Origin of the sequence: Bremerella sp. TYQ1 (assembly GCF_020150455.1) — a bacterium.
GTDB lineage: Bacteria > Planctomycetota > Planctomycetia > Pirellulales > Pirellulaceae > Bremerella > Bremerella volcania_A.
Genome location: NZ_CP083740.1, coordinates 1477012 through 1503019 on the forward strand (window position 1 = coordinate 1477012; position 26008 = coordinate 1503019).

The following is a 26008-nucleotide window of genomic DNA, read 5'->3' on the forward strand; positions in this document are numbered from 1 at the left end:
ACGGCAAGGACCACGGATGGCCTTTCTTTCCAAACACGCCAAAAAACTAACGGGGCTGATGCTCTGTATTGCGGTCGTGTTTGCGCAGGGCTGCATGATGTGGTCGAATCGCGTCCAGCAACCGCCAACTACGTTTGTCGACGATGTCCCGCTGAAAATTGAAGCAGACTTCGATCTGCAAGACGACAGCCAAGTCTTACAGGAAGTCCGCAACCTGAAGATGGAACTTCGCGACGATCTCGGCATTCCCTTTTCTAACGATAAGATTCACGTTCGCATTTTCCGGGATGCGGGGACCTTCTCCGACTTCACTAGCCGCCATTTCCCACAGCTAAATGGACGCCGAGCTTTGTTTGTTGTCGAACGAGGTGAATATTACGTCTACGCGATTTGGTCGGAGAATGTCCTGTCTGACCTTCGCCATGAACTGACGCATGCCTATTTGAACTCGTCGGTCGGTACGTTGCCGCTGTGGCTCGACGAAGGTTTGGCAGAGTATTACGAAGTTGCTGGGGTTCCAGGCCGGCTCAATCGAGAGCACATTCCATGGCTTTCCGACGGCAACCAAAGAGGTACCTGGCAACCCGATCTCGAACGCTTGGCGTCGATTTCAAAACCGGAACAGATGACTGGGACGGACTACGCCGAGGCTTGGCTTTGGGTACATTACCTAATGCAGAATCAACAGTCCGCGATCGTCCGCGACTACTTAGTTGCTCGGCGCGAGAAAACCATCGTCGACCCAATTCCCCTCGCCATTCGCAACTCAATCCCCAACGCTGAAATCAAGCTCGCCGAGCATATCAACACGTCCTATCCTCTCGATAAGCCCCGTCTCGAATGATCATTCGCGCCGCTTCGGTTCAGTTTCAGCATCAACCGGGAAATCAAACTTACAATCTCGGCAAGATCGAAGAGTTTTGCCAGGCGGCTGCCTCTTCCGATGTGCAGCTGATTGCTTTTCCAGAGATGTGCATCACTGGGTATTGGCATGTTCGTAACTTAAGCCGTGAATCGGTTCAAGCACTTGCAGAAGCCGTGCCGAGTGGAAAGTCGACCGCAATGCTCGTTTCCTTTGCGGAGCGATTCAACCTGATTATCGGAGCAGGCCTAATCGAGGAAGCCAACGATGGGCGACTCTACAATACCTATGTCGTTGCCATGCCGGATGGCGGGGTTCACTTTCACCGAAAGCTTCACTGTTTCATCAGTCCTCACATGAGCAGTGGCGATCGCTTTACGGTTTTCTCGTCGCCCCTGGGCTGCAAGTTGGGCGTGCTGATCTGTTGGGACAACAACCTGGTAGAGAATGCCAGAGCCACCGCATTGATGGGTGCCGATATCTTGCTGGCTCCTCATCAAACTGGTGGCACGGCATCGCGTAGTCCACACGCGATGGGACGAATCGATCCGAGCGTCTGGAACCAGAGACGGGAAGCCCCTGAGCGACTGGCCGAAGAGGTAAATGGCCCGAAGGGACGTGAATGGCTTCTTCGCTGGCTGCCTGCTCGGGCACACGACAATGGAATGTTCGTCTTATTCAGCAACGGGATAGGACTCGACGACGACGAAGTTCGCACCGGCAACGCGATGATCCTCGACTGCTACGGTCGGATTATTTCCGAAGTTACCGCCCCAGAGGATCAGCTGGTGATGGCTGACTTAGATCTTGAACTTCTCGACAAGTGCACTGGGCGACGCTGGATCCGCGGACGAAGACCGGAACTGTACGAAATTTTGACCACCCGACGAGGGCACGAACTCGATCCTCGCGAAGCTCGATTTTCCGAAGCTTCAACCGACGAACCGAAAAAGCCTGAATGACGTTAGCCGAATGACTTGCTCAGCAGGCGAAGCTCGTCACGAACCTCAAAACCAAGCTTCTCGATCACCTGATTAAGCATCTGGTTTGCGGTCTCAACTTGAACTTCGACGACGGCCGTTCCTTCTTCGGCCAATTGGCGTAGTGTCTCGGCCAGGAAGAATTGCGCCTGAATGTCGGAGCAAGATTCCAACGGCTGAAGGTCGACAATCCCACTCATTCGTACGCCGCGAAAATGGCTGAAGGCTTCCATCTGGACCACTGTCAAATGTGCCAGTTGCGGTCCCCCTTGCTTCTGCACCAGCGAAAACTGCGTACGGTGCTGATGCATATAGATGCATGCTTCTCGATACGAAGCATAGGGCGGATCATCCTCCCGCACGACATTCAACGAACGGCGAGCGGCGATCTGATTGCGATCTACTGGAGGACGAAATCCACGTAATGCGAGATCGCAGACCTTCCATCCAGCGCCTTGCGTAAAGCCATGCCGCGATGCCAATTCAAGCATCCGCGTATCGGACACTAAGGCACCGCGATTGCAACTTCCCTTGGCCAATCCGAAGTAGAAAGGCCCCGGTTCGCTGGTGCCGCCCAACAAAAGCGAATTAGCCGAAGTATCTTGCAGGCGTGACTCGGCCGCTTGAATCAGTGCATCTTCCACTTCGGCAGCGGCGTCGATGTTGGCAGCCAAGACGATCGGCAAATTGGCCATTTCGGGACGAACTTCATCCGGAAGAAGCGGACCGTCCGGCACTAAATGAGCCATGCCGGCAATCTTCCCGTCGATTTCAGCCACCAAAAGATTCTTCGGCTGGAAGTAAGGCTTCGCAAAAACCTGGGCTTCCAACAAAGCGACCGCCATCGGTTGGGCAAGTCCCCGATTCACAGGCTGGTGATTCCAAAGCTCGACCAGCTTAGGAGGATCGCTGTTGAAAAATTGCCGAACGACGATCAAGAGAAAAACAATGGCTGCAGTTTTGGGATGACAGAGTACTTACAGCTAAGCGTATCCCAAATGCTTTCCAGCGGAAAGGTAGGCAAGTTTTGATCTTATCGTGGGAACGCGATTACTTTCGCTTCTGGCATTGCTGTTTCTTCTTCCGTGACCATTTCGTACAGCAATTCTCGGGCAACATCGCAGTCGCGCGGCTCGCTTTGCTCGACGGAATCGCTGACAAGCCGTTCGGTCGTCTGTCCCGTGATTAACACGGTATCGCCGATTTCGGCTTGGCTAAATGCGTATCGGATCGCTTCTTTTCGATTCGGCACCACATGGGCTTTGGCGGGGCGAGCAAAGCCATCGATGATGTCGTGAACCACTTCGTTCGACGTTGCACCTGAGGTGCCACTCATGGTGATCAGCGAAACATCGCTACCTCGTTCAGCGACGCGGCCCAAAAGGGGACGGTTAATGCGATCGCTCGATTCGTGGGCACCTAAAACGCAGATCAATCGTCCATGGGTCACCCGGCGGAGGGTTTTCAATGCAACGGCAAGTCCATCATGGGTATGTGCCTGATCGACGAATACCCCATAGGACTGGCCACATTCGATGCGTTGCATTCGGCCTGGCAGCATCTCGACCGATTCCAAACCACGAACGACCGTTTTCATATCGACTCCGTAAACCAGACAGACAGCCGCTGCGACCAGACAGTTGTAGACGTGATGATCCCCAATCATGCGCGTACATACGGGCATCGTCTGACTGCCGGCGGTGAGCAAAAAGGTTTGCTCGCTCTTATGGCGTTCGACAACGGATGCCGTAATCTCACCCACTCCATGCATTGCAATGGAAAGGGAGGGCACCTCGGCCTGATTGAGAAGTCGCGAACAGTTTGAGTCGTCGCCGTTGAAAATGGCAACGCCCGTGTCGCGGAGATATTTCAGAAGTTTCTTTTTTGCTCGGTAGTAATTGCGAGCCGAGCCATGAAGCTCGATGTGATTCTGGCGAATGTTCGTAAATGCGGCGACATCCAGCTGGATGCCTGCCAAATGCTGCTTGACCAAGCCTTCGCTAGAAGCCTCGATGACCGCGTGAGTACAGCCGTTGTACTGCATACGGGAAAGCATGTCGGCCATGATGGCCGGATTAGGAGTAGGATGACTCCATGACTGCTCGTCGTAGCCGTTGTCGAAGCCCAAGCTCGTCAGACTACCGACTTTCGCGCCTGCTTTTTGCAGAATGGCTTTGATAAGCAAGCACGTCGTCGTTTTGCCGTTGGTACCTGTCACGCCGATCACTTTGATTCGATCGGTCGGCTGGTCGGCAAGAGCATGGCAAAGCTGGCCATAAGCTTCGCGGCTATCCGAGACCACACACACCGGCACGCTAACGGGGAGTGGTTTCTCGGAGATAACCGCTGCGGCACCACGTTCGATCGCTTCGTCAACGTGGTCATGACCATCTTGATGGTCTTCGCAAATGGCAACGAATACTTCGCCAGGGAGGACATGTTCAGGACGAGCACAGCAAGCTTTCGCCAAGATGTCGCTACCGCCGAAGAAGTTTGCTTCGGGCAAGAGATTTCGGAGCGAGACTCCCACGCGGGAAGTGATTGTCTGCGACATCGTTGGCCTCCTTGCCAATTTTTGGGCGCGAACCAAAGGGAGAAAAAACCTCGAATCCATCCGAAGTTTTTACGTAAGCGACTCGTCCTGGTTCTTCCTGACCGAGGAGATGCCTAAAATGGGCTTGTCGCTCGACGCTGGAGCTAATGTTTTCCATTTCCGCTAAAGAGTCAACCCGACTTTGCCGACACGCCGCAGAAGTTTTATCGCTTCGGTGATGCAAGAAACACGTTCCAGCCGTAATCTGCCCAGCCCTTGCCAGCTAGCACATTTTTACGAAATTCTGACCGCATGCCTTCGCAAGACTTCGACCTCGACGAATTGGCCTCCTACCTTCACTTGACTCCACAACAAGTCGAAAAGCTCGCCAATCGTGACGATATCCCTGGCCGCAAAGTGGCTGGTAAGTGGAAGTTCTCTAAAGCTGATATCCATCATTGGCTGGAACACCGAATCGGTGTATTCGACGATCAAGAATTGGAACGTGTCGAAGGGGTACTCGATCGGCATGGACGGCACGAGGAACCGGTTCGCATCTCGGATATGCTGCATGAAAGCACGATCAAGATTCCGCTGAAAAGTCGCTCGCCTAGAAAAGTGATTACAGAGATTTGCGAGGTGGCAACGCAAGCAGGCTACCTCTGGGATGCCCCCAAGATGATCGACGCCGTGCTGCAGCGTGAAAGTATGCACTCGACCGCACTCGACAACGGTGTGGCGTTGCTGCACCCTCGTCGGCCGCTGCCTTCGATCATGTCGGAAGGATTTTTGGCCGTTGGTCGCACATTTCAGGGAATTCCTTTCGGCGGCAGCCGTGGAATTTTGACCGACGTGTTTTTTCTGATCGGCTCGATCGACGATCCTTCCCACTTACGGACACTGGCCCGTTTAAGCCGAATTATCAACGATAGCACTGTCATCCAGGGCATTCGAGGCGCGGATCATGCGGACGAAGTTCTCGATCTCATTCGCCAGCGCGAGGACGACTTGTAAGTGGCTTGGGCAAGAAAACGCGTTGCAGTTCTCGGTTCGATTTCAGCAGACGAGTTCGATGGACTCTTATCGTGGCTGAATGACCGTGACGACTGCGAAATTCTTACGGACGATTTCGCCGACATCGAGAACGTCGACGCTGTCTTTCTATGCGTGTCCCGCCCACAACAGACATTCGGGTCGTCTCTTGAAGACTTTCGCCGGAAGAATCCGCTGGCGTGGATCGTTCAAATATTTGGTCCATGGTGCGTCGGCGAAGCTCGCACTGGCCCAACTCCAGAAGGTATCGTGCGGATGGCGTGGTACCAATGGGCTTACCGTCTGCCGTGGCTGTTGGAATCAGACGCCAACTTGTCCCCGACATTCGCTCCGCAGGAAGAAGTCTTTGCTTTCTTGGCATCGATCGAAACAACGCCGAAGCGTGGAACGGTTGGTATCGTTGCCAAGACATTCGACGATTACGACTATCTTCGATCAGCCTGCGAATCGCTTGGCTTTACGACAAATTGGGTAACGTCGCCGCTGAATGATCCCCCTGAAAAGCCGACTGCTTTGCTTGGAATTGCGGCGGGAACCGAATCGGCTGATTTCACACCGATCTCTGACGTTTTCAAGCGAGTTGATGGCATTCCCAAGATCCTCTGCCTCGGGACGCCGACATGGGAAGACTGGGACAGAGCTAAATCTTGCGGGATTTCGGCCATTCTGGGGCAACCGTTTCAGCTTTCCGATGTTGCTCAATTGCTGAAACCAGCGGCAGATTGCGGCATTTTGCCCCTCGTCAATCCTTCTGCCAATCGGTAGGATGAGGAGTTCGACCAGCGGTTTTGGTCCTTTTTAGGGGCACCGCCTTCCGCGAACCCAAATTCTTAGCGACATGACCAGTCTGCCAATTATTGATCCGAATACCCCCAATCCCACATCTGCCACGGAAGCAAATGCTTCGGGAGAGGCCCGCGGTAAGTATTCGTTCATCAGCTTGGGCTGCCCTAAGAACCTGGTCGACAGCGAACGCATGCTGGGGCTGCTGAACAAAGATGGCTATCAGCTGACCCAAGACACCGAAGGGTCCGACTTTGTCGTGATCAATACCTGCGGTTTCATTGAGCGTGCTCGCGACGAGTCGTTCGCCGCGATTGAAGAAATGCTGGAACTCAAGCGGCAAGGCAAAATCAAAGGGGTTATTGTTTCCGGTTGTTTGGCGGAACGCCAAAAAGACTCGCTGCTGGAAACTTGCCCTGAGATCGATCAAGTCGTCGGGGTGTTCGGACGCGAAGAAATTACCCGTGTCGCGGATCGACTGGTAGGTAAGCTGGAAGAGCAGCGAACGGTGTTCAAACCAGCCCCAGTTCGAGCCCTCAACGACCGCGAGCGTTTGCGTATCACGCCGCCTCACTTTTCCTACCTGAAGATCTCCGAAGGTTGTGATCGGCTCTGTACGTTCTGCGCAATCCCCAAGATGCGCGGCAAGCATGCCACCAAACCGATGGAAGAAGTGATTGCCGAAGCAGAGGAACTTGCCGCCGATGGCGTTCGCGAGCTGATCATCGTCGCACAGGACACGACCTATTACGGAATGGATTTGTATGGCGAATCGCGTTTGGCAGAGCTTCTGTCGAAACTGAATGAAGTGCAGGGGATCGATTGGATTCGCTTGATGTACTTCTACCCGATGTACGTCACACGTCCGCTGCTGGAAACGATTGCGGCTTGCGACAAGATTGTTCCTTACGTCGACATCCCGCTACAGCATATCAATAACACTATGCTTCGCCGGATGGCTCGCCGTGTGACACGGGAGCAGACCGAAGTTCTGGTCGGTGAGATGCGAGAGATCATTCCCGGCTTGAACATTCGTACGACATTCATCACCGGCTTCCCAGGCGAAACGGACGAGCAATTCCTGGAACTCGCTGACTTTATTGAGAAACAGCGATTTGAACGCGTCGGCGTGTTCACTTATTCCAAGGAAGAAGGAACCCCGGCAGTCAAACTAGACGATCATTTGCCCGAAGAGCTGATGGAACAGCGACGCGAACACCTGATGGCGATCCAGCAGGAAGTGGTGTTCGATCATAACGAGGCAAAAGTCGGGCAAACGATGGACGTGATCATCGACCAACCGGTCCCTGGCGAAAAGACCGCTTTCATCGGTCGTACCAAAGCAGATGCCCCCGACGTCGACTGCGTGACCTACGTCACCGGCCGCGGATTAAAGCCGGGGGATATCGTACCGACCGAGATTGTGATGTACAAAGACTATGATCTGGTCGGCGTGGCAAGTGGTCCCGCCAAATAGCGATAGACTTCGACTGCCGCACATGAAGGGCGGCTCGGCGGATTGTTCATGTCTGATAAGCCCATCCCTTCCAGCGTCATCGTCAATGTTCCCAACACGTTGACGGGTATTCGCTTTCTGCTGTCCATCGTGGCGTTTGTGCTGTTGCCGCTGCATTTTATTTGGGCGGCGCTGGCAATTTTTATCATCGCCGTTTCTACCGACTGGATCGACGGCTATTGGGCGCGAAAGTACAACCAAGTCACACAGTTCGGCCGAATCTTCGATCCGTTTGTCGATAAGATCATTATCTGTGGTACTTTTGTGTTTCTTGTTGCGTTGCCAGGATCTGGAATTGCCGCATGGGTGGCTGTTGTCGTGATGGGACGCGAAATGCTGGTCACCGTTATCCGAAGCTTCGTCGAACAACATGGTGGAGATTTTTCCGCGAACTGGCCTGGCAAATGGAAGATGGTGTTCCAATGTGCCTCGGCGATCCTTTCGATGATAGTACTGGGCATGGACGAAGGAACTGCACAAACCACCTGGTATGGCTTGGCGAATGTTTCTCCGGCTTGGCTCGTCTATTTGTTTAATTTGGTGTTATGGGGCACGATAACGCTAACACTCGCCTCCGGCTGGATTTATATTGTTGACGCAATACGTATGATCCAGTCTGGAAAACTCTCTTCGAAGTAAGTCGCTAACGCCGTGATTCAATTGCTTGTTGGCATGGGCCTGTTGGGATATGCCGCACTGATTTTGCTGGTCAGTGTTAGTCTGTGGATTGGCATCTTCCATTGTCTTTCAAAGAATCGGCCAATCCTGGAAACTCGGCCGGCTCCGGTGGCTCGCTGGGGACTATTCGACGTCGCCGGTGGAACAATCGCGGTCATAGTGCTGATCAGCTATTTCTTCTCAATCGGATCGCCTGGTCGGCCAATTGGACTCGAGGAAATGACCATCGAGCAGAAGTCCACGGCCATGTGGGGACAAATGGCTGCTCAGTCGATTGTTTGCGTTGGCTTGCTGTTCTTAATTGTTCTGCGTGGAGGAGTGACACTCATTCTGGGAAGTTCCGCAAGAGAGTTCTTCCAAGATGTGGTCCTCGGTCTCGGTGCTTTTTGTACTCTGTGTGTCCCAGTAATCATCATCCAGGTGATCGTCGCCCAGTTCGTCGAATACGACCATCCGTTAATTCGGATGCTGCAAGAGTCTCCTAGCCCTGAGATCCTAGTCCCCGTGGTTGTTTCCGCGGTGTTGATCGCACCGATCTCCGAGGAATTTGCGTTTCGTTTAATCCTGCAAGGCTGGCTAGAGGACGTCTTCTCAGGTCGGTTCCTATCTGCCGGCGAAATCCTTTTTGGTCGCTTTGGCTTTCCCGAAAATGACTTACAGCACTCGGTATCCTCTTGGGATTCCGCTCCGCTGAATGATCAATCGGCTGTCGTCGCTGACTCAGAATCCAACGTTCTCTACCCGCAGCGGCCTTCACTGATGGTGTTGCCGATTATCGTTAGCTCAATCATTTTTGCCTTGCTTCACTGGGGGCAAGGAGCGGCCTGGATCCCGCTTTTTTTCCTGGCGTTGGGGCTTGGTTACATCTACCAAAAAAGGCGAACTCTAACCCCCAGCCTGGTTGTTCATATGCTTCTCAATGGGCAATCGATGGGACTACTTCTGCTGCAGATCTTCTTTGGCGACGAGCTTACCAGTCCGCCGGTTTAACAACCGCCTGCTGCCCTTTATAATGCTTGCCATGCAAAGAGAATCAGTGTCGCTGTCATTTGTTCCGCCTGGAACACAGTCGGTTATCTGATTCTTCCTTTATCACAGCCCACCATCAGCATCGTAGCGGAGTTGAATCGAATGGCGTTCGGTTTTGGCATTATTGGTACCGGAATGATCGCGGACTTTCATGCAAAGGCGATTGCCGACATTCCTGATGCGAAGCTTGTGGGTTGCTACAATCGCACCGCGGAGAAAGCCAAGAAGTTCGCCGAATCGCATGGCATTACGGCCTACGACGACCTCGACGCGATGCTCGCCAACCCAGATATCCATGTCGTGACCATCTGCACGGCAAGTGGTGCCCATATGGAACCAGGCGTTGCTGCGGCAAAAGCTGGCAAACATGTCATTGTCGAAAAGCCGCTGGACGTCACACTCGCGCGTTGCGATGCCATTATCAACGCCTGTCGCGAAAACAACGTAAAACTAGCCACTATCTTCCCAAGCCGTTTCCATGGCCCGTCGACGGAAATGAAAAAGGCCATCGTCGACGGTCGCTTCGGAACACTTTCCCTGGGCGATGCTTATGTGAAGTGGTTCCGTACGCAGGAATACTACGACAGTGGTGCTTGGCGAGGAACCTGGCAACTGGATGGTGGCGGTGCTCTGATGAATCAGGCGATTCACAGCGTCGACTTGTTGTGCTGGCTGATGGGCGATGTCGAGTCCATCACCGCGAATTGCAGTTTGATCGGACATGAACGCATTGAAGTTGAAGACGTTGCCGTAGCTTCTCTCAAATTTAAGAACGGCGCCCTCGGTACTATCGAAGCAAGCACGGCCGTGTACCCTGGCTATCTGAAACGGATTGAAATCCACGGCACTAAGGGTACCGCGGTGATGGAAGAAGAAGACATCAAGAGTTGGGATTTTGCCGAGCCAACCGAGGAGGATGAAGCCATTCGGCAGCGTCTAGCAGGTAAAACCGAAACAGGTGGTGGAGCGGCCGACCCGAAAGCGATCGGACATCACGGACACCGAGCTCAGTTCGAAGATCTTCTCGCTGCCGTCAAAGAGGATCGTGAACCAGCGGTCAACGGTCCTGAAGGGCGACGTTCCGTCGAAGTCATCCTTGGCATTTATCAGGCTGCAGCAACCGGACAGCGTGTCGACTTCCCATTGGAAAAAGACCCTGACCTCAGCGACTGGTCGCCAGGCAAATAGTTCTCGAAGTTCTTAGTTGGCCCCAGCAGTTGCTTTCGTGCGGATTGCAGTCAGACCATCTAAGTTCTCTTGAAGCGAATCTTTCGCATCCAAGTGGTTGCGATGGTCCAAAATTCCAATCGGACCATCGTAGCCAGCTTCGATAACGACTTGGATCATCTCTTGCTCATGCATGCCCCTGCCGATCCCCAGAATCTTCGGTTCGGCGTTGTCGTTCATGCCATTCAAGTTGAGACACAACAGATAGGGCTTCAGCATTGCGAAGGCTTCCGGCCAATCGGCGATGTGATCGTGCCCATGATGGAAGTTGTAAACAATCCCAACGTGATCAAAACCCATTGCTCGTAGCCGTTTACAAACAGCGACTAAGTTTTTCGGTTCGCCTTCCCAGCCGCCGTGGTTATACAAACCGAGTGGTAGGTTTTGCTTCTGAGTCCGCTGGGCAATTTCTTTTAACTGCCGAGCCGCTTGCTCCACTTTTTGCTCTTCGTTTTCACGATCGGTCCGGGGAATCATCTCCCAGATCTGTGGGTGAAGGTCATACTTCTCGAACAAGCGAAACGCTTCAGGGTGATACCGCCAAAACGCAAAGAATTCGATTCCATGTTTTCGATACGCCTGAATTTCGGCCTCGAAAGCAGGAACATGCTCAGCACGCCAATCATAAGCACAACGCTTTAAGCCAAGCTGCTGAAGCATCTCCGCACGCTCTTCCGGCGTACGTTTCGCGGCATCGAAAGGAACGATGCACCACGCGACCAGGTTATCTTGCTTCAGCACCTCAGGCTCGCCACCACAGACTTCCGATCCGAAAAACAGCAGAAGCATGACCAGAAAAGTTGAGCAGCGAAGCACGAGTGCACCTTCTATAAGACTAAGCAATTAATTCTGGAATGACTTTGCCGCCAAACTGGCTTAGCTGTTTGAAGCGACCGGCGTGATAGAACGTCAGCTTGTTGTCATCCAGCCCCAGAAGCCTCAGCAGCGTAACATGGAAGTCGCGAATATGGGCGACATTTTCGATCGCTTCCATTCCTGTCTCATCGGTGGCCCCGATCGTATGCCCGGCGTTTACGCCGCCACCGGCAAGCCAGTACGTCATCGCGTGTGGATTGTGATCTCTTCCATAGGCCGTTCCACCGCGCACACCATTGTCAGGCGTTCTGCCGAATTCACCGCACCAAACAATCAGCGTTTCGTCGAGTAACCCTGATCGTTTCAAATCTTGAATCAACGCAGCAATCGGCTGATCGACCGCTTCTACAAGATTGCCGTGTGCTCTTTCGATGTAGTCGTGACTATCCCACGAGCCATGATAGAGCTGAACGAACCGCACGCCTTGCTGTACCAACTTACGAGCTAAAAGACATTTCCGGCCAAATGAATCGGTCGGTTCTTTTCCTACTCCGTATAAATCAAGCGTTTCTTGAGGCTCCCGTTTTAAGTCGAGCACATCGGGTACTTGCATTTGCATACGGAAAGCCAACTCGTAACTTTCCATCCGTGCACTAAGTTCGTCGTGAAAAGGATGTCGCTCAAGGTGCGATTGGTTGAGTTTTGCAATCAGGTCCAGGTTCTTTCGTTGATGCTTGGCCGATATCCCTTCCGGAGGGAAAAGATCGAGAATCGGGGAACCTTTGGGACGAAGTGGCGTTCCCTGAAATTGGGCCGGCAAATAGCCGTTACTCCAGTTCGCTGCGCCACCTTGGGGATAACTCACCTCCGGTAGCACAATGAAACCTGGCAAATTGTCATTCTCGGATCCCAAACCATAATTCACCCAAGCCCCGACTCCAGGATCGCCACCGAAACGATTGCCGCAGTTGAGTTGATACATGGCCGTCGGATGATTGACGCTATCGACTTGGCATCCTCGATAAAAGCAAATTTCGTCAGCAACGTGGGCCAAGTGACTCCAGTTCTCCGCCATATCAGCGCCAGACTGTCCCACTTTACGAAATTTGAATGGGCTTTGTACGTAATAACGCTTGCCGCTTTCCATCGCCGACTTTTGTTCGCCACTTCGCGTGAACTCTTTTAAGTGCAGCTTTTCGAGTTGCGGTTTGGGATCGAACGTATCGATATGCGACGGGCCGCCTTCCATCGTCAGAAAGATGCAGTTCTTCGCCTTGGCAAGGAAATGAGCTTTCTGACTTAGAGCGTCAGAGTTGCTTTCTTCCGCGGCTAGGAGCGAACTAAACGCCACGCTACCTAGCGTTGCCCCTAGTCCGTACAAAAACTCGCGTCGACCGGGCACTCGATTAGTAAACATAAACGAACTCGTTGGAGTTAAAGATCGCGAGACAAACATCGGCTAGTGCCCGTGTATTGGCATCCACTTGAGATGGTTGAAGATCGGGAACGAAATCTTCATACGCATACAATGTCTCGTTGAAAGAAAACTTCTCTCCAGTGTTTTCTTCAACCGCATCGCGGCGGACAACGAGGGGTGCTTCTTGCGGTATAAGTTCTCGGTCCCGTTGCAGTGCCACCATCTCGGTCCAATGCTGCAGGCAAGCGGCGGACTCTTCGTGGGTTGGATTGCGTCCATAGGCCAATTGGAATACCCGATCGATAGCCTGCTTTCCTTGATGACCTTCCTGAAGAACCCGATTGGAAAGTGCGAGTGCGCGATCGTACGAAACGTGGCCATTGAAAAGTGCAAACACCTGAGGCGTCACCGTCGACTCCGTCCGCATCTCACAAGAGAAATCAGGCCCTGGCGCATTGAACACTTCACGAAAAGGATCTGGCAAGCCACGAATTTTAAGGGCATAGATCGAACGACGATGGCGTTGTTCAGGAAGAGGATTGGGAGTCCAAGCAGAAGCAAATGTTCCCATCACCTGACGCGGTTGCAGTGCTGCCTCCAAATTCATCTCTGGCCGACAAGGAATGCCACCTAGCTCAGGGTTTAGTTCCCCCGTCGCAAACAGCATCGCATCACGCATCTCTCCTGCCGTTAAACGCCTTGGTTGAAATGTCGCGTAACTCGTTCCCAGAGGATCTTTTTCGACAAGCACTTCACGGTCTGGATGCAGACAGCTTCGACGATAGGCTTCACTAAGCATAATCGTGCGATGCAACTGCTTGATCGACCAGCCAGATTCCACAAACGCGGCCGCTAACCAATCCAATAGAAGTGGATGCGTAGGTCGCTTGCCGGTAGAGCCGAAATTATTGGGGTTCCCGGCAATCGGTTGCCCCATGTGCCAAAGCCAAATCCGGTTGACGATCGTTCGCGTCGTTAACGGATTGTCAGGGTTCGTAATCCACTGGGCAAACGCTTTACGTCGTCCCTCGATGCGTTGTGGAATTTCAGGATGTTCAATCTCTCCGAGCACGCTCAGCACGCCAGGCTGAACCTTCGTTCCCTGGCTGAAGGGATCTCCTCCCGTCAGGATAGATGTTTGTTCTAATTCGCCCTTTTTGAGACGATCGTCGGGCACTCGTAGTGGAGCGCCAACCGAACGCAGTGTCGGCGTTTTACCATCGTACACCGCGAGGGCAAACGGCTTATACCGATCCTCTTCCCACTTGAGCCGTTGAAGGCCCTTTCGCGCGACGCGTTCGTTTCCAAAGTCTTCCGGTTCAAATGCAAGATGCTTCGGAGGAATCTCCGATTCAGGAACTTTCTGTCGCATTAGCGTCTGACGTGTCGCACCGAAGCGGAGTTTTCCTTTCTGCTTTCCTAAGGCATCACGCCATTTCGTTGGATCAATCTCTCTTTCGGCCAACCATGCTTCCACCGCAGCCAATTGTTTTTCGTCAAGCTGGGCAAGCATTGCATTATGTTCTTCTCGCCGCTGTTGAAGATACTTTGCTTCTTCAAAACCAGAAGTGTTTTCAACGTCGAGGAACTCGGCTTTCCGTTCGGCTAACTGAGTCGTCGCGAAAACGGCCTGGATCGAGTAGTAGTCGTGCGTAGGGACAGGATCAAACTTATGATCATGGCATCGCGCACACTGAAGTGAATGCGCCAGGAATGTTTCACCGACGCTGTTGGTGACGTCATCCAGAAAACGCTGTCGGGCGATTTTCTCAACTTCCATCCCAGTCAATTCCCACGGCCCCATACGTAGAAATCCGGTTGCAACAATCGCTTCTGAATTGTCTGGATCTATTTCATCACCGGCGATCTGTTCACGTACAAATTGATCGTAGGGTTTGTCGCTATTGAAACTGCGTATGACGTAATCGCGATAACGCCACGCGTTGCCCCGTTCAAAATCGTTCGCGAATCCTGACGAGTCTGCATAGCGCGCGACGTCCAGCCAATGCTGGGCCATGCGTTCGCCGTAGTGAGGCGATGCCAACAACCGATCCACTACCTTCTCGAAAGCGAGCACATCCGGCGCGGGATCGTCAACAAACCGTTGGATCTCCTGAGGAGTCGGAGGGAGTCCAGTCAAGTCGAACGTGGCCCGACGAATCAACGTCACTCGGTCAGCAGCAGGCGCCACGGAAAGCCATTCCGGCAATCTCGCCACAACGAACGCATCGATCGGCGAAGCAGCATCAACGCTGGGAACTTTTGGCTTCTCTACTTTTTGATAGGCCCAGAGGGCTTCCGGTTTATACTTGCGATTCGCCCACGCTTCGGACAACGCGCCCACGGTTTTCACCGTGATGCCATCTTCGGCCGACCATTTATCGGCAAACTTCGCGCTGATCTCATCGCTCCGAGCTTTATCAGGCCATGGCGCCCCAAGCTCGATCCACTTTTCGACCCAACCAATTTGTTCAGACGTTAGCTTCTCTGCTTCTTTCGGAGGCATTGCGGACCATCCTGAGTCGTCACGGCGCAATGCCAATAGTAAAGGGCTAAACTCAGGACTTCCTGCACTGATTGCAGGCTCGCCACTATCGCCCCCCGCCAGCAACGCTTCGAGCGAACGCAGATCGAGCCCGCCCTCGATTTCATCTTCATTTCGACCATGGCAGGCCAGACACTTATCGGCCAACAAGGGCGCAACGCGACGTACGAAAAGCGTCTCGGCTTCGTATTCGTCTGCCGACACCGGCGCAACAAAAGCCAATAGGCATATAGGAACAAGATGCCGAGCTAGGGCCGAGAAGAAGACCGTTCGCATGGGGCTTACCAGGAATGGAGCGCAATGTGGTTAGGTAGGAAGTTGTCCTTCAGTATAGAGAGAAGAAAGAAATTTGTCACGAGAAGTCGATTTTTCCCTTACCGCTTTTCACCCCGCCGCAGTTTCTCTAATTCATCGTGATAATGCTGACGAATTTCCTGAAGATCGACTGTCGGTTCCGGAAACGACATATCAAACGATTCAAGCGCGGTAATCAAAATCTTGGCAACCACAAAGTTTCGGAACCATTTTCGATTCGCAGGAATGATGAACCAAGGGGCATGCTCTGGACTGCACTTGGTCAAAGCATCCTCAAAGGCTCGACTGTATTCGTTCCAGAAAGGACGTTCCGAGTAGTCAGCATCGCTAATTTTCCAATGCTTCGCAGGCTTGTCTAACCGCTTCTTGAAACGCTCGAGTTGTTCTTCCTCGTCGATATGCAGATAGAACTTCAAAATGTGCGTGCCGTTTTCCCAAAGCATTTTTTCAAAGTTGTTGATCTGCTCGTATCGACGCTGCCAAACTTTCTTAGGCACCATGTTATGAACACGCTGGATCAATACTTCTTCGTAGTGCGAACGATTAAACACCGCGACATGGCCAAAGCGAGGTGTGGCCTTGTGACATCTCCAAAGAAAGTCATGTTCCGACTCTTCCGTTGATGGTACTTTGAAACTCGTGACGGCGCATCCTTGCGGATTCATCGCACGCAGCACGTGTCGGATCGTGCCATCTTTTCCCGCGGCGTCGCGCCCTTGCAAACAAATCAATAGCGAACGTTTCCGCTCGGCATACAGTTGATACTGCAATTCTCGAATGCGATCGCGCATCCGCAGCAATTCTGCCTCGGCCTCTTCGCGATTGTCGTAAAGCTCTTTGGCGGATGGATCGACTTTATCCAAATTCAGCTTGCTATTGGGCTGTACACGAAACTGCTCGTAGAAATTCATGGTGGACCTTGCGGGCTAAAACAATGCGGTTTGCTTCCTGTGTTTTAGCGGCTTTCGGCCATTTTCCCTAGCCAATTTTAGAAGGCTCGTGTTCAGCAGCTTCCAAGCTTTCCGTCGTGCATTCCTGGCTCGCGTCATCCGCACGCTCTCTGGCGATTCTCTCTTCGCGAATAAAATACCATCCACTAATAAGGAGCGAGACAAATCCAACGCACGACATCACCAACGAGAAGTTGATAAAGAAACTGAGACGAGACTGCTCAGATTCCCAAAGGTCTTTGTAAATTTGAATACCTGCCGATCCGGTGTAGCCAAGTGAATCGATCAGGTAAATCGCGAAGACAGATGTGCCGGTTGCCTTTGTCGCGGCAAAAATTCGATCGAAGAGAACCGTGTAAGGGACGTATGCCAAATAGGCCCCCAGCCCGACAAGCATCATCCAGCTCAGACCGCCGAGCCATCCCGACTGAAGTGCCAACGTGCTTGCACCCATCAGTAGCGAACCGACCAGCATGATGGCGAAAGTCGCCAGCAAAGCATGCCGGTTATGACGAAACAGGCTGAGCATTCCGAGCGTGATCGTGATAACTACCGCACTGACAAACTCTATCTGAGTGAAGATCCCAGGGATCTTTGCCAGATCAAGCTCTTTAAGAATTTCAATCGCGTAGTTGTCACGAAAGTCACGAAATGCCGTCAATAGAACATAAACAAAACTAAGCATCACGAGTCCGGTCGAGAAGTGAGCTAAGAAATTCCATTGCTCGCGGGTCGACATTGCCTTCCGCTCCGAACGCTCAAGCTGATCTTGTTTCGAAGGCTTCGGCAAAGCATCCAACAGCCAGGCAGACAAAATCAACGGAGGCAGAAACAGGAGGCCAACGCAGAATGGCATCCAAAACGGATCGACGGCAACGTAATCCAACATCCAGCGTCCGGCATCTTTGACGATTCCCGTCGCGACAATATACGAGCAGCTTAGCGTTGCGACGAGCAATTCTGTCGCACGACGACCTTCGAGGTACCGCATCGCCAATCCCCAGACCATGCCCAGCGGCAGCCCGTTACCGAAGATGGCGACGACTTTCCAGTTCATCGGTAAGATCGCGAAACCGAGCAATGCCAGCTCTGCGAAAACAACCAGGCTGATTGTTGCGACGAATAGTTGCTCTCGTTTCAACTGCGAACAAAACTTGATTCCAACGTATTTGGAAATCACGTAGCCAAACAACTGGCTAAGCACGAGGGCGGTCTTCAACTCGACGCCTGTGTCAGCAAATTCATATCCAGCATACGTAGCGACTGCCAACGGTTTACGAAACGCATACATGCAGAAGTAAACTGTGAAGGATGTCACCGAGGCAAACAGGATAGTGGTCCAAGCGCTGGAACGCTCCAGGAAATCGTGAAGTCCTTGATTTCCGCGTGTCCAATTCATGAGATTCGTCTGCTTCTGCGGTACTGGCTCGGCGAGACGTCGAGTTCGCGACGGAATGCGCGGCACATCACTTCCGGCGAGTCAAAACCACATCGCGCTGCAATATCGGCAATCGACAGTACCGATCGATCCAACAGTTGTTTGGCCATATCGAGCCGAACCGACATGATCTGTTTACTTGGCGATACATCTAGATACCGGTCGAACAGCTGCTCTAACAATCGCCGCGATGTGCCTGCTTGTTCGGCGAGATCGGCAACCTGAATCGGCCGATGATAATTGTCCCGAACAAAACGCAAAGCACTAACCAGCCGATCATCGGGAAGGACTGTCCAATCAGTTGACTGCTCGGAAATAACGTTGGTTGGAGATATCGTCACCACGGCACTTCCATCTTCTTCTCCCTGCATAATACGATCGAGCAGGGAAGCGGCTTGGTAGCCGACGCTTTCTGCCGCGTTGTCCAGCATTGAAAGCTTGGGACGCGTGATGCTACTAGCGATCTCGTCATACTCAGCTGCCAGTACAGCAATCGACTCCGGGACACCAAGTCCAACGTACTTCGCGGCCTCGATCAACTGACGAGATGTCTGGGTATCGATGGCCAAGATCGCACAGGGAGTCGGTAACGTTATCAACCATTTTCCCAAAGTTCGAATCTGGTCAATCCATGGCTCATCGCGATCGATCCCTGTCGCGGGGTAGGTATGGCACTGGTATCCCGCTTTGGCCAGAAACTGCGAATAAGCGCGGCCGAACAAGTCGTCGTAATTTGGACGCCAATGCGAACCACAGTAGGCGAAATGGGTGTACTTTTTCTCTAAGTAGTATTTCGCGGCCAGCCTTCCGCTCTCTTCTTCATCCAATGTACATCGCGCGATCGAACCTGGACCGTAGTCGTACCAAGACACATTCACGCACGGAATTTCTGCCGCCAAGATTTCGTTGGCAAGCTGCGCATTGTTGACACGCCCGATCACGCCATCGGCATCCCAACCTTTCGGAAGTCGCAGAGGCTCGAACTTACCGCGTGGTTCTAGAAAGACATTCCAAGGTTCGCCACATTCATCGAGATAGGTTCCCACTCCGCGCACCATCCCAGAGCCCCATCCAGTTGACGTTTCTATCAGGACGATCACGTTTTTCATGCGAAATACTTCGTTACCTATCGATCTTCTCAGGCAGTACTCGGGCTGCGCATTTCGTCATTATATCTTTCGCATGGATGGGTGGTGAGCTACGCAGTATCGTGCAATACGCATGCTTTGGCCATGTCTGCGCTCGAAATTAAGCGGCCCTTAACGATACGTTAACACATTCAAGGAGAAAAATGTGAATTTAAGCCTTATTGCGCGAATCGTCTCGAACATTGCGCAAATGGCCGTGGAGTCTCCAACATAGATTCGCAAAATGGCAACCGTTGCGAGCAGTCGTCGCTACCGTGGCAATGCCTCTGTTGCACTTATGCAGTTGCCGACTGCCTGGCATCGAAGGAATTCGTGGGGGACGAATTCACACATTCATTTCGTTCATATTTGGGGAACTCAGCATGTCTCGTTACCGAATGCAAAAGGCATTCACCCTAGTCGAACTTCTTGTGGTGATCGCCATTATTGGTGTCCTGATTGCCTTACTGCTGCCGGCCGTGCAACAAGCACGCGATGCCGCTCGGCGTATGGAAACGATGAATAAGTTCAAGCAGATTGGCCTCGCCACCCATAACTTTCACGATGTATTCGGCGACTTGCCTCCCTCTGTCGTCACCGCAACCGGTGAGAAATACAATCGCGGATCGGCGCTTCTTCTCATTTTGCCATACGTCGAACAAAGCGCTCTGGGACGTCAAGCATTTGATTCCGGCGACTTCTATGCTGCGTATCGCGAACCGGTTCCGCTTTACACCAACCCAACCGACTGGACCAACGGTGGTAACCCAACGCTGACCGATGCCGGCTGGGGAGACTATGGCGTCACCGGCTTCGCCGCTAATTACACGGCCATGGGGCATATCGACTCAGGCGATGATCAATCAAACGACTTGGGAAGTATCACCGACGGTACGTCCAACACGATCTTCTATGCCGAGAAGTTCACCAAGTGCGAAACGTCGACGCTGTACTACAACATTTGGGCGTACGGTGACGCGGGCTGGTATGAATGGAACCCCGTCTTTGCCGCCTACATTACAGGCCCAGCATCCAAGTTCCAAGTCAATCCAACCTCCGGCAATGCAAGTGCGACTTGCAATCCTCAGCTTGCTCAAAGTCCGCGGTCTAGTGGCATCTTGATCACCCTCGGCGACGGAAGTACTCGACATCTCAACGCGACTATCGACGAGGACGTTTGGTGGGCACTTTGCACACCCGATCAAGGGGAGGTAAGCAGCTTTGAATAAGTCCATGCTGACCAATCATTCGATGTCGCTAATCCTGATCACACTCGCTATCTGCTCGATCGGATGTGGCTCGGCGGGTCCTTCGCCCGTGGATGTTTCCGGCAACATCTCGATCGACGGCAAACCGCTCAATCAGGGAGCCATCATATTCACCGATGCAAAGGGCAAAAGAGCTTATGGCGAAATCCATTCGGACGGTAGCTTCGTCGTCGGCCAGGTCGTTCCCGGCGAATTTCGCGTAGCGGTAAACGTTCCGAAGCGTCGTCGTGTCGCAAATCAGGAAAGCGATCGCGAGCGGGGTGCTCGTCCGCAGCCTGTGTCCATTCCCAATCGCTATGGCGACGTTGATTCGTCGGGGCTCCAATTCGAGATCACCCCTGAATCTCACGATTTAAACATCGAACTGGATCGCTAAGAAAACCAACAATCCGCCAGGCCGCTACTTCGACGAGATCTAAGTGGCGGCCTTTTTGCGATTCGAAGTTCGACTACAAACAAGCGTTGCAGTGTCCCTTGAGCAATACTTCCGCAAACTCTCCTGGCGGCTTTTGTTTTGGGTTTTCCGGAACCAGTTCGACTTGAAACCCAGACAGGCACATCACTTTGCCACAGTCGACGCACATGAAGTGCGGATGCTCTGAACGACCTTCCGCACCGGAAGGGAGCAACTCGAAACGTCGAATGGCATCTCCTAAATCGAGTCGCGTAACGATCCCCGATTCGTCCAATTCGGTCAACGAGCGATAGATCGTCGACTTATCGAAACCGAACTCTGCCAACTCGTCCGCCACTTCGTTCGGACTCAAGGGAGTTTGATGGTCACCCAACGTCTGCACGACGGCAATTCGGGCGGCGGTACAACGCAGTCCAGCTCCACGAAGTAGCGTTTTAGCGGCTTCCATCGAAAAGCCAGATTTTCGTTTACGTGCCATGGTGATATTACTCGCATGCTGAGAGGATGGGACCTCCAAATTGTACCGTACTTGCAATGCACTTGCAAACTGGTGATTCGCCGCCAGGTTCAATTTATCCCGACAATTTCCTGCTTCCATCGACCGTCTTTCGATCTTGCGCTAATTTTTACGTTGCACTACTTGAGCTTTTCGCGATCGTCCGGCAGATTGAAGCTTTGCTTCTTGTAGGGAAAGGGTTCCGATGAAGGTTTCGATCGTGGGTGTTGGTCGAGTTGGTGTCACACTGGCGTACTCGATCGTTCTAAAGGGTCTCGCTACTGAACTCGTTCTCATCGGCCGTAACAAGGAACGCGTCAGGGGCGAAGCACTCGATCTGCAACACGCCGCCGCATTGGGCCCCAGCCGCGTAACGGTCCGAAGCGGCGACATCGACGCCGCTTGTGACGCAGATGTCGTTGTTCTTGCCCTCGCTCAACCGGCAGAGCAGGGGGGGCACGCTTTGGATCGAATCGCTTCGGCCGAACCCAATGCACGACTGTTTCAACAAACGGTCCCTCAGCTCGCTCGGCAAAACCGGAACGCCATTTTTCTTGTCGTCTCGAATCCCGTAGACGTACTTACCTATGCGACGCTGAAACTTACCGGTCTCGATCGGCATCGCGTTTTGGGAACCGGCACATTGATCGACAGTGCCAGATTTCGCTCGTTATTATCTGCCCATTACGAAATCAATTCAGACGATATTCGCGCGTACGTGCTCGGCGAGCATGGCGAATCGCAGTTTCCCGCACTCAGCGCTGTCTACGCTGGCGGTTGGCACATGGGTAAGGATCCGGAAGTCAAACGGGCCTTTGAAAAAACACTAAGCGTTGCCCCCGAGGTCTTTCTGGCCAAAGGGTATACCAATTTTGCCGTCGCGAGTGCCGCTGCGATGATCCTTCATGCGATTCGACATAATTCGCATCACACCATGCCAGTCTCGACATTGGTCGATGGTTATTACGGAATCGACGACGTCTGCTTATCGCTCCCGGCGGTTATCGGCAAAGAGGGAATCGCCCAAGTCTTAAGCATCTCGCTCAACGAGGAAGAGCAGGCTCAGTTGCGTTACTCTGCCGAGCACTTGAAGAGCGTCAACAAACGTCTTGCGTCGGTTTGGTCTGAGGCTTAGCCCAAAGCCCTATTTCCGAGACAATCGGTACAATCCGAACGATGCCAACCCCGTGGCAGTGCGACTAATCAAATGAAAACGGTTCGTTCCGTCACTTATCTATTTTCGACATAGATTTAATCTTGAATCCAAGTCGTATTCTTATGTGCGACTCATGGCCTGTTCGGTGGCAGTTTAACCAGGCAACTATCTCGTCGGAGATTGCATCGTGTTCAGCAATAACAAAGAAGCGTTTCATTATCTTTACGACCGTATGGGTATCTTGTGCGTCCAGGTAATGGTCAGTGCGGTACGTGCTTATGGTGCGGATACTGGAAGCGTACAAGTCTTGACGCTGCTCAACGGTGTGGACGACTCGTTCAACAAACAGGACGAAAAAGCCCTCGTTGCCGCGATGCGTTACGTCGAAGAACAGCTTCCGGCCTGGCAGGAAAAGCGAGTCGTTAACTTGCCGGACGGTCAGCAGTTGACCATCGATCCTGCACTCGTGCCGGAAGACTAACTCACTGCGATCCGCTTGGCAGCTTCCGGAGTGAACTGACTTCAGTCCACAAATGCCGCCGCTCCGCTATTGCTTCGGTAAAATCCTCACTAGCATAGCACTCTTGATATAACGTGCTATTTCTGCGTTGACGCAGGCCTGAGAATGGGTCAAACTTGGTGCTCCTACCAACCCATCTCCTTCCTGTTTGCGCTTTGTGAGGTCTTCTATGATTCGGAAGCTGAATCGTCGTCAGGCGATTAAAAGTCTTGGTGTTGCCGGTGCCGCTCTATCTTTGCCTGCGATCAATTACTCGAACGTCCTCGGTGCCAACGAACGCTTGCGTGTTGCCAGTGTTGGTACCGGAGGCAAAGGCTGGAGCGACTTGAACGGCGTTGCCGCGAGTCCTTCCGTCGAAGTCGTCGCTCTCTGCGATATCGACAGTTCCGACAAGTACCTCGGTCGTGCTGCCGCTAAATACACATCTGCCAAAACATATGCTGACTGGCGAAAACTGCTCGACAATTCAGCCGCGATCGACGGCGTGATTGTTTCGACGCCTGACTTCATGCACGCCCCTGTCGCTTTGGCGGCGATGCAGTTGGGCAAACATGTCTTCTGTCAAAAGCCTCTGACGCATACCGTATTTGAATCGCGTCAGATGCAAAAAGCTGCCCAACGAGAAAAAGTCGTCACGCAGATGGGCAATCAAATCCAATCGCACACCGCCTATCGCACCGCTGTCGCGCTGGTGCACTCCGGCAAGCTCGGCAAAGTGAAGGAAGTCCACTCCTGGCAAGCAGGTAAACCGAGCTGGCCTCGCAACATCGAACGTCCTTCCGGTGCCGACCCCATTCCGAAAACCGTGGCCTGGGATCTTTGGCAGGGCGTTGCTCCCCGTCGACCATACAAGTCTGGCATGTACCACCCCTTCAATTGGCGCGGCTGGCAAGACTACGGCACCGGACAACTCGGTGACTTCGGATGCCATATCCTCGACCCCGTCTTCAAGTCGCTGGAACTGACGGCACCGCTTCAGCTAACCGCCGAGGCCCCGCCGATCAACGACGAAACATGGACCGAAAGTGCCACGGTGCAGTACATCTTCCCCGGCACCAAGTACACTTCTGGCGAAACCCTGCCGGTTACCTGGTACGACGGCGTTGGCGTCCGACCACCGGCCGAAGCGACCGCACACCTGCCAAGCGGTTACCAGCTTCCTAACGCTGGATCTGTGCTGATCGGCGAAAAGGGAACGCTCGTGATTCCGCACGTCGCAATACCTCAGTGGTTCCCAGCAGGAGCCGACGAAGCAGTCGCGATTGAAGCCGTTCCGAGCGTCGATCACTACGTCCAATGGGCCGATGCGGCTCGTGGCGTCGGTGAAACAACCTCCGCGTTCGACTACTCGGGTCCGCTTACCGAAACTGTCCTGCTGGGCACTGTGGGTATCCGCTATCCCGGCCAAAAACTGGAATGGAACGCGGCCGAAATGAAGATCCCGAACCTATCCGAAGCTGAATCTTGGCTGACGAAGAAATACGCTTCCGGCTGGGAACCTGCTTGGATTTAGGCTTTTCGCCGGGCAGACTTGTTGCCGATTATAGCAGCGTGTCCAAGCGACTTTGATCATTTCCCGAACGTGCGTGGCTGCCTACAGTTACGCACGTTCGTCGTTTCTTGGTGTCCGCATTTCACCCCTGAAGTCGCGCAGACCATCGCTATCTCTCACCAAATTCAGGCGCACTGGTCGCGTGAATCGCACGCGTTTTCCGCCAATGATTACACATGTTTTTGTGTACACTTGGACAATACTTCTTTACAATATGCGCAGTTCCCAACCGGTTCGACTTCTCTTGCTCGACCAACGTCGATTCTAACCCTGGTGCGTCGCTGCCGGGGAGCATCTTCTGATTTGAAATCGGTATAATGAAGGTATCAGTCAGGCCGCAAGCCGAGCTGAACACACCAACAACCAAATTGCGAAATCGGGGAGTGAACGATGTCGAAAGAAAAATCGATCGAGAACTTACAGAAGGCGTTGGCCATGGAACTGACGGCCAGCCATCAGTACCAACTGCATGCCGCGGTGCTGGAAGACTGGGGCCTGGATCTGCTTGCCAAGCGGATGCGCGAAGAGATGCAGGAAGAGCTCGGCCACTCCGACGAATATCTCAACCGAATCTTGTTCCTGAAAGGGGAACCGAGCCTGGTCTTCGATAAAAAACCAGTTCGCGCAAACTCGCTGCAAGAACTGTTCAAGACCGACATGGACGACGAAAAGGAAGCGATCGAGTTCTACACGAAAGCCTCTCAGCAAGCGGCCGCCGACTCCGATATCGGCACACGGCAACTGTTTGAAAAGATCGTCCTGGACGAAGAAGAACACATGGCCTGGCTTGAACTGCAACTCGACTTGATCGAACGCATGGGCGAGCCATCGTACATCGCCAAACATATGTCGTCGCCATAACGCGAACATCGACAATGCAGCAAAAAAGGGAAGCCATGCTCCAAAAGGGAACATGGCTTCCTCCATTTTCTAGCGGGCCTTTTTGGCCTGAGCAGTATCCAAGACCAAGTCGGTCTTTCCACCTTCGGGGATGTTGACGGTCATCTCGTAGTAGGTCGAGTCTTGTTCCCCGGCCGCTTCTGGTACCACTTCAATTCTCGCAATATTCGGGCCTGGCGAGATCGATGCCTTCGTACCTGACGTCGTAAATTCGCCGTTAGAAACCGCCACGGTAACGGTCGGTCCTTGGTTTCCTTGATCGACATCTGGCGTAAATCGAATGGCGCCAATCTTCACTGGCTGACCCGAATCGATCACTTGGCCGCTTGTGACGTTCGTGGCATTTGCCTCGCAGCCAATCAAAGCGATGACCATGATCAAAACACCAAGCTCGGCGGCATAGCAAACGCGTGAATGTTGACTTCTTTGCAT

At 52.9% G+C, this 26008-nt stretch carries 24 protein-coding genes; 14 read left to right on the plus strand and 10 right to left on the minus strand.

Annotated features, from left to right (window positions below; translation table 11 throughout):
- Positions 1-16: 16 nt before the first annotated feature.
- Positions 17-844, plus strand: coding sequence for a DUF1570 domain-containing protein (locus LA756_RS05355; RefSeq protein WP_224438846.1), 828 nt, complete (start codon positions 17-19; stop codon positions 842-844).
- Positions 841-1824, plus strand: coding sequence for a nitrilase family protein (locus LA756_RS05360; RefSeq protein ID WP_224438847.1), 984 nt, complete (start codon positions 841-843; stop codon positions 1822-1824). Before LA756_RS05355 ends, LA756_RS05360 begins: the two co-directional genes overlap by 4 nt.
- Positions 1825-1826: 2 nt before the next feature.
- On the opposite strand, the gene LA756_RS05365 is transcribed toward LA756_RS05360, so the two are convergent.
- Both LA756_RS05365 and LA756_RS05370 read right to left on the minus strand, forming a co-directional pair.
- Positions 1827-2711 carry a hypothetical protein gene (locus tag LA756_RS05365; protein WP_224438848.1) on the minus strand — a complete coding sequence of 295 codons (885 nt, stop codon included), beginning with the start codon at positions 2709-2711 and terminating at the stop codon, positions 1827-1829.
- A 164-nt stretch (positions 2712-2875) separates the two neighbouring features.
- On the minus strand, positions 2876-4396 hold the full coding sequence (locus LA756_RS05370) for a Mur ligase family protein (RefSeq protein ID WP_224438849.1): 1521 nt from the start codon (positions 4394-4396) through the stop codon (positions 2876-2878).
- Between the two features lie 291 nt (positions 4397-4687).
- Here LA756_RS05370 and LA756_RS05375 point away from each other — a divergent pair, with 291 nt between their 5' ends.
- The 6 genes from LA756_RS05375 to LA756_RS05400 all read left to right on the plus strand — a co-directional run bounded on the left by LA756_RS05375 (position 4688) and on the right by LA756_RS05400 (position 10622).
- Positions 4688-5389: a PTS sugar transporter subunit IIA gene (locus tag LA756_RS05375; protein ID WP_224438850.1), complete on the plus strand. Its 702-nt coding sequence runs from the start codon at positions 4688-4690 to the stop codon at positions 5387-5389.
- Positions 5390-6193, plus strand: a complete 804-nt coding sequence (locus LA756_RS05380; RefSeq protein ID WP_224438851.1) for a hypothetical protein — start codon at positions 5390-5392, stop codon at positions 6191-6193.
- Between the two features lie 73 nt (positions 6194-6266).
- On the plus strand, positions 6267-7688 hold the full coding sequence (gene rimO, locus LA756_RS05385) for a 30S ribosomal protein S12 methylthiotransferase RimO (RefSeq protein WP_224438852.1): 1422 nt from the start codon (positions 6267-6269) through the stop codon (positions 7686-7688).
- A gap of 48 nt (positions 7689-7736) precedes the next feature.
- The gene (pgsA, locus tag LA756_RS05390; RefSeq protein ID WP_224438853.1) at positions 7737-8366 is read left to right on the plus strand and encodes a CDP-diacylglycerol--glycerol-3-phosphate 3-phosphatidyltransferase; all 630 of its coding nucleotides are present in this window, start codon (positions 7737-7739) and stop codon (positions 8364-8366) included.
- Between the two features lie 12 nt (positions 8367-8378).
- Positions 8379-9395: a CPBP family intramembrane glutamic endopeptidase gene (locus tag LA756_RS05395; protein WP_224438854.1), complete on the plus strand. Its 1017-nt coding sequence runs from the start codon at positions 8379-8381 to the stop codon at positions 9393-9395.
- Positions 9396-9536: 141 nt separating this feature from the next.
- Positions 9537-10622 carry a Gfo/Idh/MocA family protein gene (locus LA756_RS05400; RefSeq protein WP_224438855.1) on the plus strand — a complete coding sequence of 362 codons (1086 nt, stop codon included), beginning with the start codon at positions 9537-9539 and terminating at the stop codon, positions 10620-10622.
- Between the two features lie 12 nt (positions 10623-10634).
- On the opposite strand, the gene LA756_RS05405 is transcribed toward LA756_RS05400, so the two are convergent.
- The 6 genes from LA756_RS05405 to LA756_RS05430 form a co-directional block, all read right to left on the minus strand.
- Complete coding sequence (locus LA756_RS05405) at positions 10635-11477, minus strand: sugar phosphate isomerase/epimerase (protein ID WP_224438856.1); 843 nt, start codon at positions 11475-11477, stop codon at positions 10635-10637.
- Between the two features lie 19 nt (positions 11478-11496).
- On the minus strand, positions 11497-12894 hold the full coding sequence (locus LA756_RS05410) for a DUF1501 domain-containing protein (RefSeq protein ID WP_224438857.1): 1398 nt from the start codon (positions 12892-12894) through the stop codon (positions 11497-11499).
- The gene (locus LA756_RS05415; RefSeq protein ID WP_224438858.1) at positions 12884-15715 is read right to left on the minus strand and encodes a PSD1 and planctomycete cytochrome C domain-containing protein; all 2832 of its coding nucleotides are present in this window, start codon (positions 15713-15715) and stop codon (positions 12884-12886) included. Before LA756_RS05415 ends, LA756_RS05410 begins: the two co-directional genes overlap by 11 nt.
- 98 nt (positions 15716-15813) lie before the next feature.
- A complete protein-coding gene (locus LA756_RS05420; protein WP_224438859.1) occupies positions 15814-16665 on the minus strand; it encodes a polyphosphate kinase 2 family protein in 852 nt (283 codons plus the stop codon).
- A gap of 67 nt (positions 16666-16732) precedes the next feature.
- The gene (locus tag LA756_RS05425; protein WP_224438860.1) at positions 16733-18103 is read right to left on the minus strand and encodes a DUF5690 family protein; all 1371 of its coding nucleotides are present in this window, start codon (positions 18101-18103) and stop codon (positions 16733-16735) included.
- Positions 18100-19251, minus strand: a complete 1152-nt coding sequence (locus tag LA756_RS05430) for a DNA-binding transcriptional regulator (RefSeq protein WP_224438861.1) — start codon at positions 19249-19251, stop codon at positions 18100-18102. The genes LA756_RS05425 and LA756_RS05430 overlap by 4 nt, the downstream gene beginning before the upstream one ends.
- 401 nt (positions 19252-19652) lie before the next feature.
- Between LA756_RS05430 and LA756_RS05435 the strand changes: the two genes are divergently transcribed.
- Positions 19653-20498, plus strand: coding sequence for a DUF1559 domain-containing protein (locus LA756_RS05435; protein WP_224438862.1), 846 nt, complete (start codon positions 19653-19655; stop codon positions 20496-20498).
- Positions 20499-20502: 4 nt separating this feature from the next.
- The gene (locus LA756_RS05440) at positions 20503-20913 is read left to right on the plus strand and encodes a hypothetical protein (protein WP_224438863.1); all 411 of its coding nucleotides are present in this window, start codon (positions 20503-20505) and stop codon (positions 20911-20913) included.
- Between the two features lie 73 nt (positions 20914-20986).
- Here LA756_RS05440 and LA756_RS05445 read toward each other — a convergent pair whose 3' ends face one another.
- Positions 20987-21430 carry a Fur family transcriptional regulator gene (locus LA756_RS05445; RefSeq protein WP_224438864.1) on the minus strand — a complete coding sequence of 148 codons (444 nt, stop codon included), beginning with the start codon at positions 21428-21430 and terminating at the stop codon, positions 20987-20989.
- A gap of 223 nt (positions 21431-21653) precedes the next feature.
- On the opposite strand from LA756_RS05445, the gene LA756_RS05450 reads away from it, so the two are divergent.
- The 4 genes from LA756_RS05450 (at position 21654) to LA756_RS05465 (ending at position 25537) form a co-directional block, all read left to right on the plus strand.
- Positions 21654-22583: a malate dehydrogenase gene (locus tag LA756_RS05450; RefSeq protein WP_224438865.1), complete on the plus strand. Its 930-nt coding sequence runs from the start codon at positions 21654-21656 to the stop codon at positions 22581-22583.
- Between the two features lie 208 nt (positions 22584-22791).
- Positions 22792-23085, plus strand: coding sequence for a hypothetical protein (locus LA756_RS05455; RefSeq protein WP_224438866.1), 294 nt, complete (start codon positions 22792-22794; stop codon positions 23083-23085).
- Between the two features lie 208 nt (positions 23086-23293).
- Positions 23294-24637: a Gfo/Idh/MocA family protein gene (locus tag LA756_RS05460; RefSeq protein WP_224438867.1), complete on the plus strand. Its 1344-nt coding sequence runs from the start codon at positions 23294-23296 to the stop codon at positions 24635-24637.
- A gap of 429 nt (positions 24638-25066) precedes the next feature.
- On the plus strand, positions 25067-25537 hold the full coding sequence (locus LA756_RS05465) for a bacterioferritin (protein ID WP_224438868.1): 471 nt from the start codon (positions 25067-25069) through the stop codon (positions 25535-25537).
- Positions 25538-25606: 69 nt separating this feature from the next.
- Here the strand turns inward: LA756_RS05465 and LA756_RS05470 are convergent, their stop codons facing one another.
- Entirely contained in the window at positions 25607-26008 is a 402-nt protein-coding gene (locus tag LA756_RS05470; protein WP_224438869.1) for a hypothetical protein, read from the minus strand.

What these genes read in the sequence shown, in the direction of transcription:
- LA756_RS05420 (WP_224438859.1), bottom strand. Translation starts at nt 16,665, where the DNA reads ATGAATTTCTACGAGCAGTTTCGTGTACAGCCCAATAGCAAGCTGAAT.
- LA756_RS05430 (WP_224438861.1), bottom strand. Translation starts at nt 19,251, where the DNA reads ATGAAAAACGTGATCGTCCTGATAGAAACGTCAACTGGATGGGGCTCT.
- LA756_RS05400 (WP_224438855.1), top strand. Translation starts at nt 9,537, where the DNA reads ATGGCGTTCGGTTTTGGCATTATTGGTACCGGAATGATCGCGGACTTT.
- LA756_RS05425 (WP_224438860.1), bottom strand. Translation starts at nt 18,103, where the DNA reads ATGAATTGGACACGCGGAAATCAAGGACTTCACGATTTCCTGGAGCGT.
- LA756_RS05360 (WP_224438847.1), top strand. Translation starts at nt 841, where the DNA reads ATGATCATTCGCGCCGCTTCGGTTCAGTTTCAGCATCAACCGGGAAAT.
- LA756_RS05415 (WP_224438858.1), bottom strand. Translation starts at nt 15,715, where the DNA reads ATGCGAACGGTCTTCTTCTCGGCCCTAGCTCGGCATCTTGTTCCTATA.
- LA756_RS05355 (WP_224438846.1), top strand. Translation starts at nt 17, where the DNA reads ATGGCCTTTCTTTCCAAACACGCCAAAAAACTAACGGGGCTGATGCTC.
- LA756_RS05450 (WP_224438865.1), top strand. Translation starts at nt 21,654, where the DNA reads ATGAAGGTTTCGATCGTGGGTGTTGGTCGAGTTGGTGTCACACTGGCG.
- LA756_RS05465 (WP_224438868.1), top strand. Translation starts at nt 25,067, where the DNA reads ATGTCGAAAGAAAAATCGATCGAGAACTTACAGAAGGCGTTGGCCATG.
- LA756_RS05460 (WP_224438867.1), top strand. Translation starts at nt 23,294, where the DNA reads ATGATTCGGAAGCTGAATCGTCGTCAGGCGATTAAAAGTCTTGGTGTT.
- LA756_RS05440 (WP_224438863.1), top strand. Translation starts at nt 20,503, where the DNA reads ATGCTGACCAATCATTCGATGTCGCTAATCCTGATCACACTCGCTATC.
- LA756_RS05435 (WP_224438862.1), top strand. Translation starts at nt 19,653, where the DNA reads ATGTCTCGTTACCGAATGCAAAAGGCATTCACCCTAGTCGAACTTCTT.
- LA756_RS05445 (WP_224438864.1), bottom strand. Translation starts at nt 21,430, where the DNA reads ATGGCACGTAAACGAAAATCTGGCTTTTCGATGGAAGCCGCTAAAACG.
- rimO (WP_224438852.1), top strand. Translation starts at nt 6,267, where the DNA reads ATGACCAGTCTGCCAATTATTGATCCGAATACCCCCAATCCCACATCT.
- LA756_RS05410 (WP_224438857.1), bottom strand. Translation starts at nt 12,894, where the DNA reads ATGTTTACTAATCGAGTGCCCGGTCGACGCGAGTTTTTGTACGGACTA.
- pgsA (WP_224438853.1), top strand. Translation starts at nt 7,737, where the DNA reads ATGTCTGATAAGCCCATCCCTTCCAGCGTCATCGTCAATGTTCCCAAC.
- LA756_RS05375 (WP_224438850.1), top strand. Translation starts at nt 4,688, where the DNA reads ATGCCTTCGCAAGACTTCGACCTCGACGAATTGGCCTCCTACCTTCAC.
- LA756_RS05370 (WP_224438849.1), bottom strand. Translation starts at nt 4,396, where the DNA reads ATGTCGCAGACAATCACTTCCCGCGTGGGAGTCTCGCTCCGAAATCTC.
- LA756_RS05470 (WP_224438869.1), bottom strand. Translation starts at nt 26,008, where the DNA reads ATGCAAAGAAGTCAACATTCACGCGTTTGCTATGCCGCCGAGCTTGGT.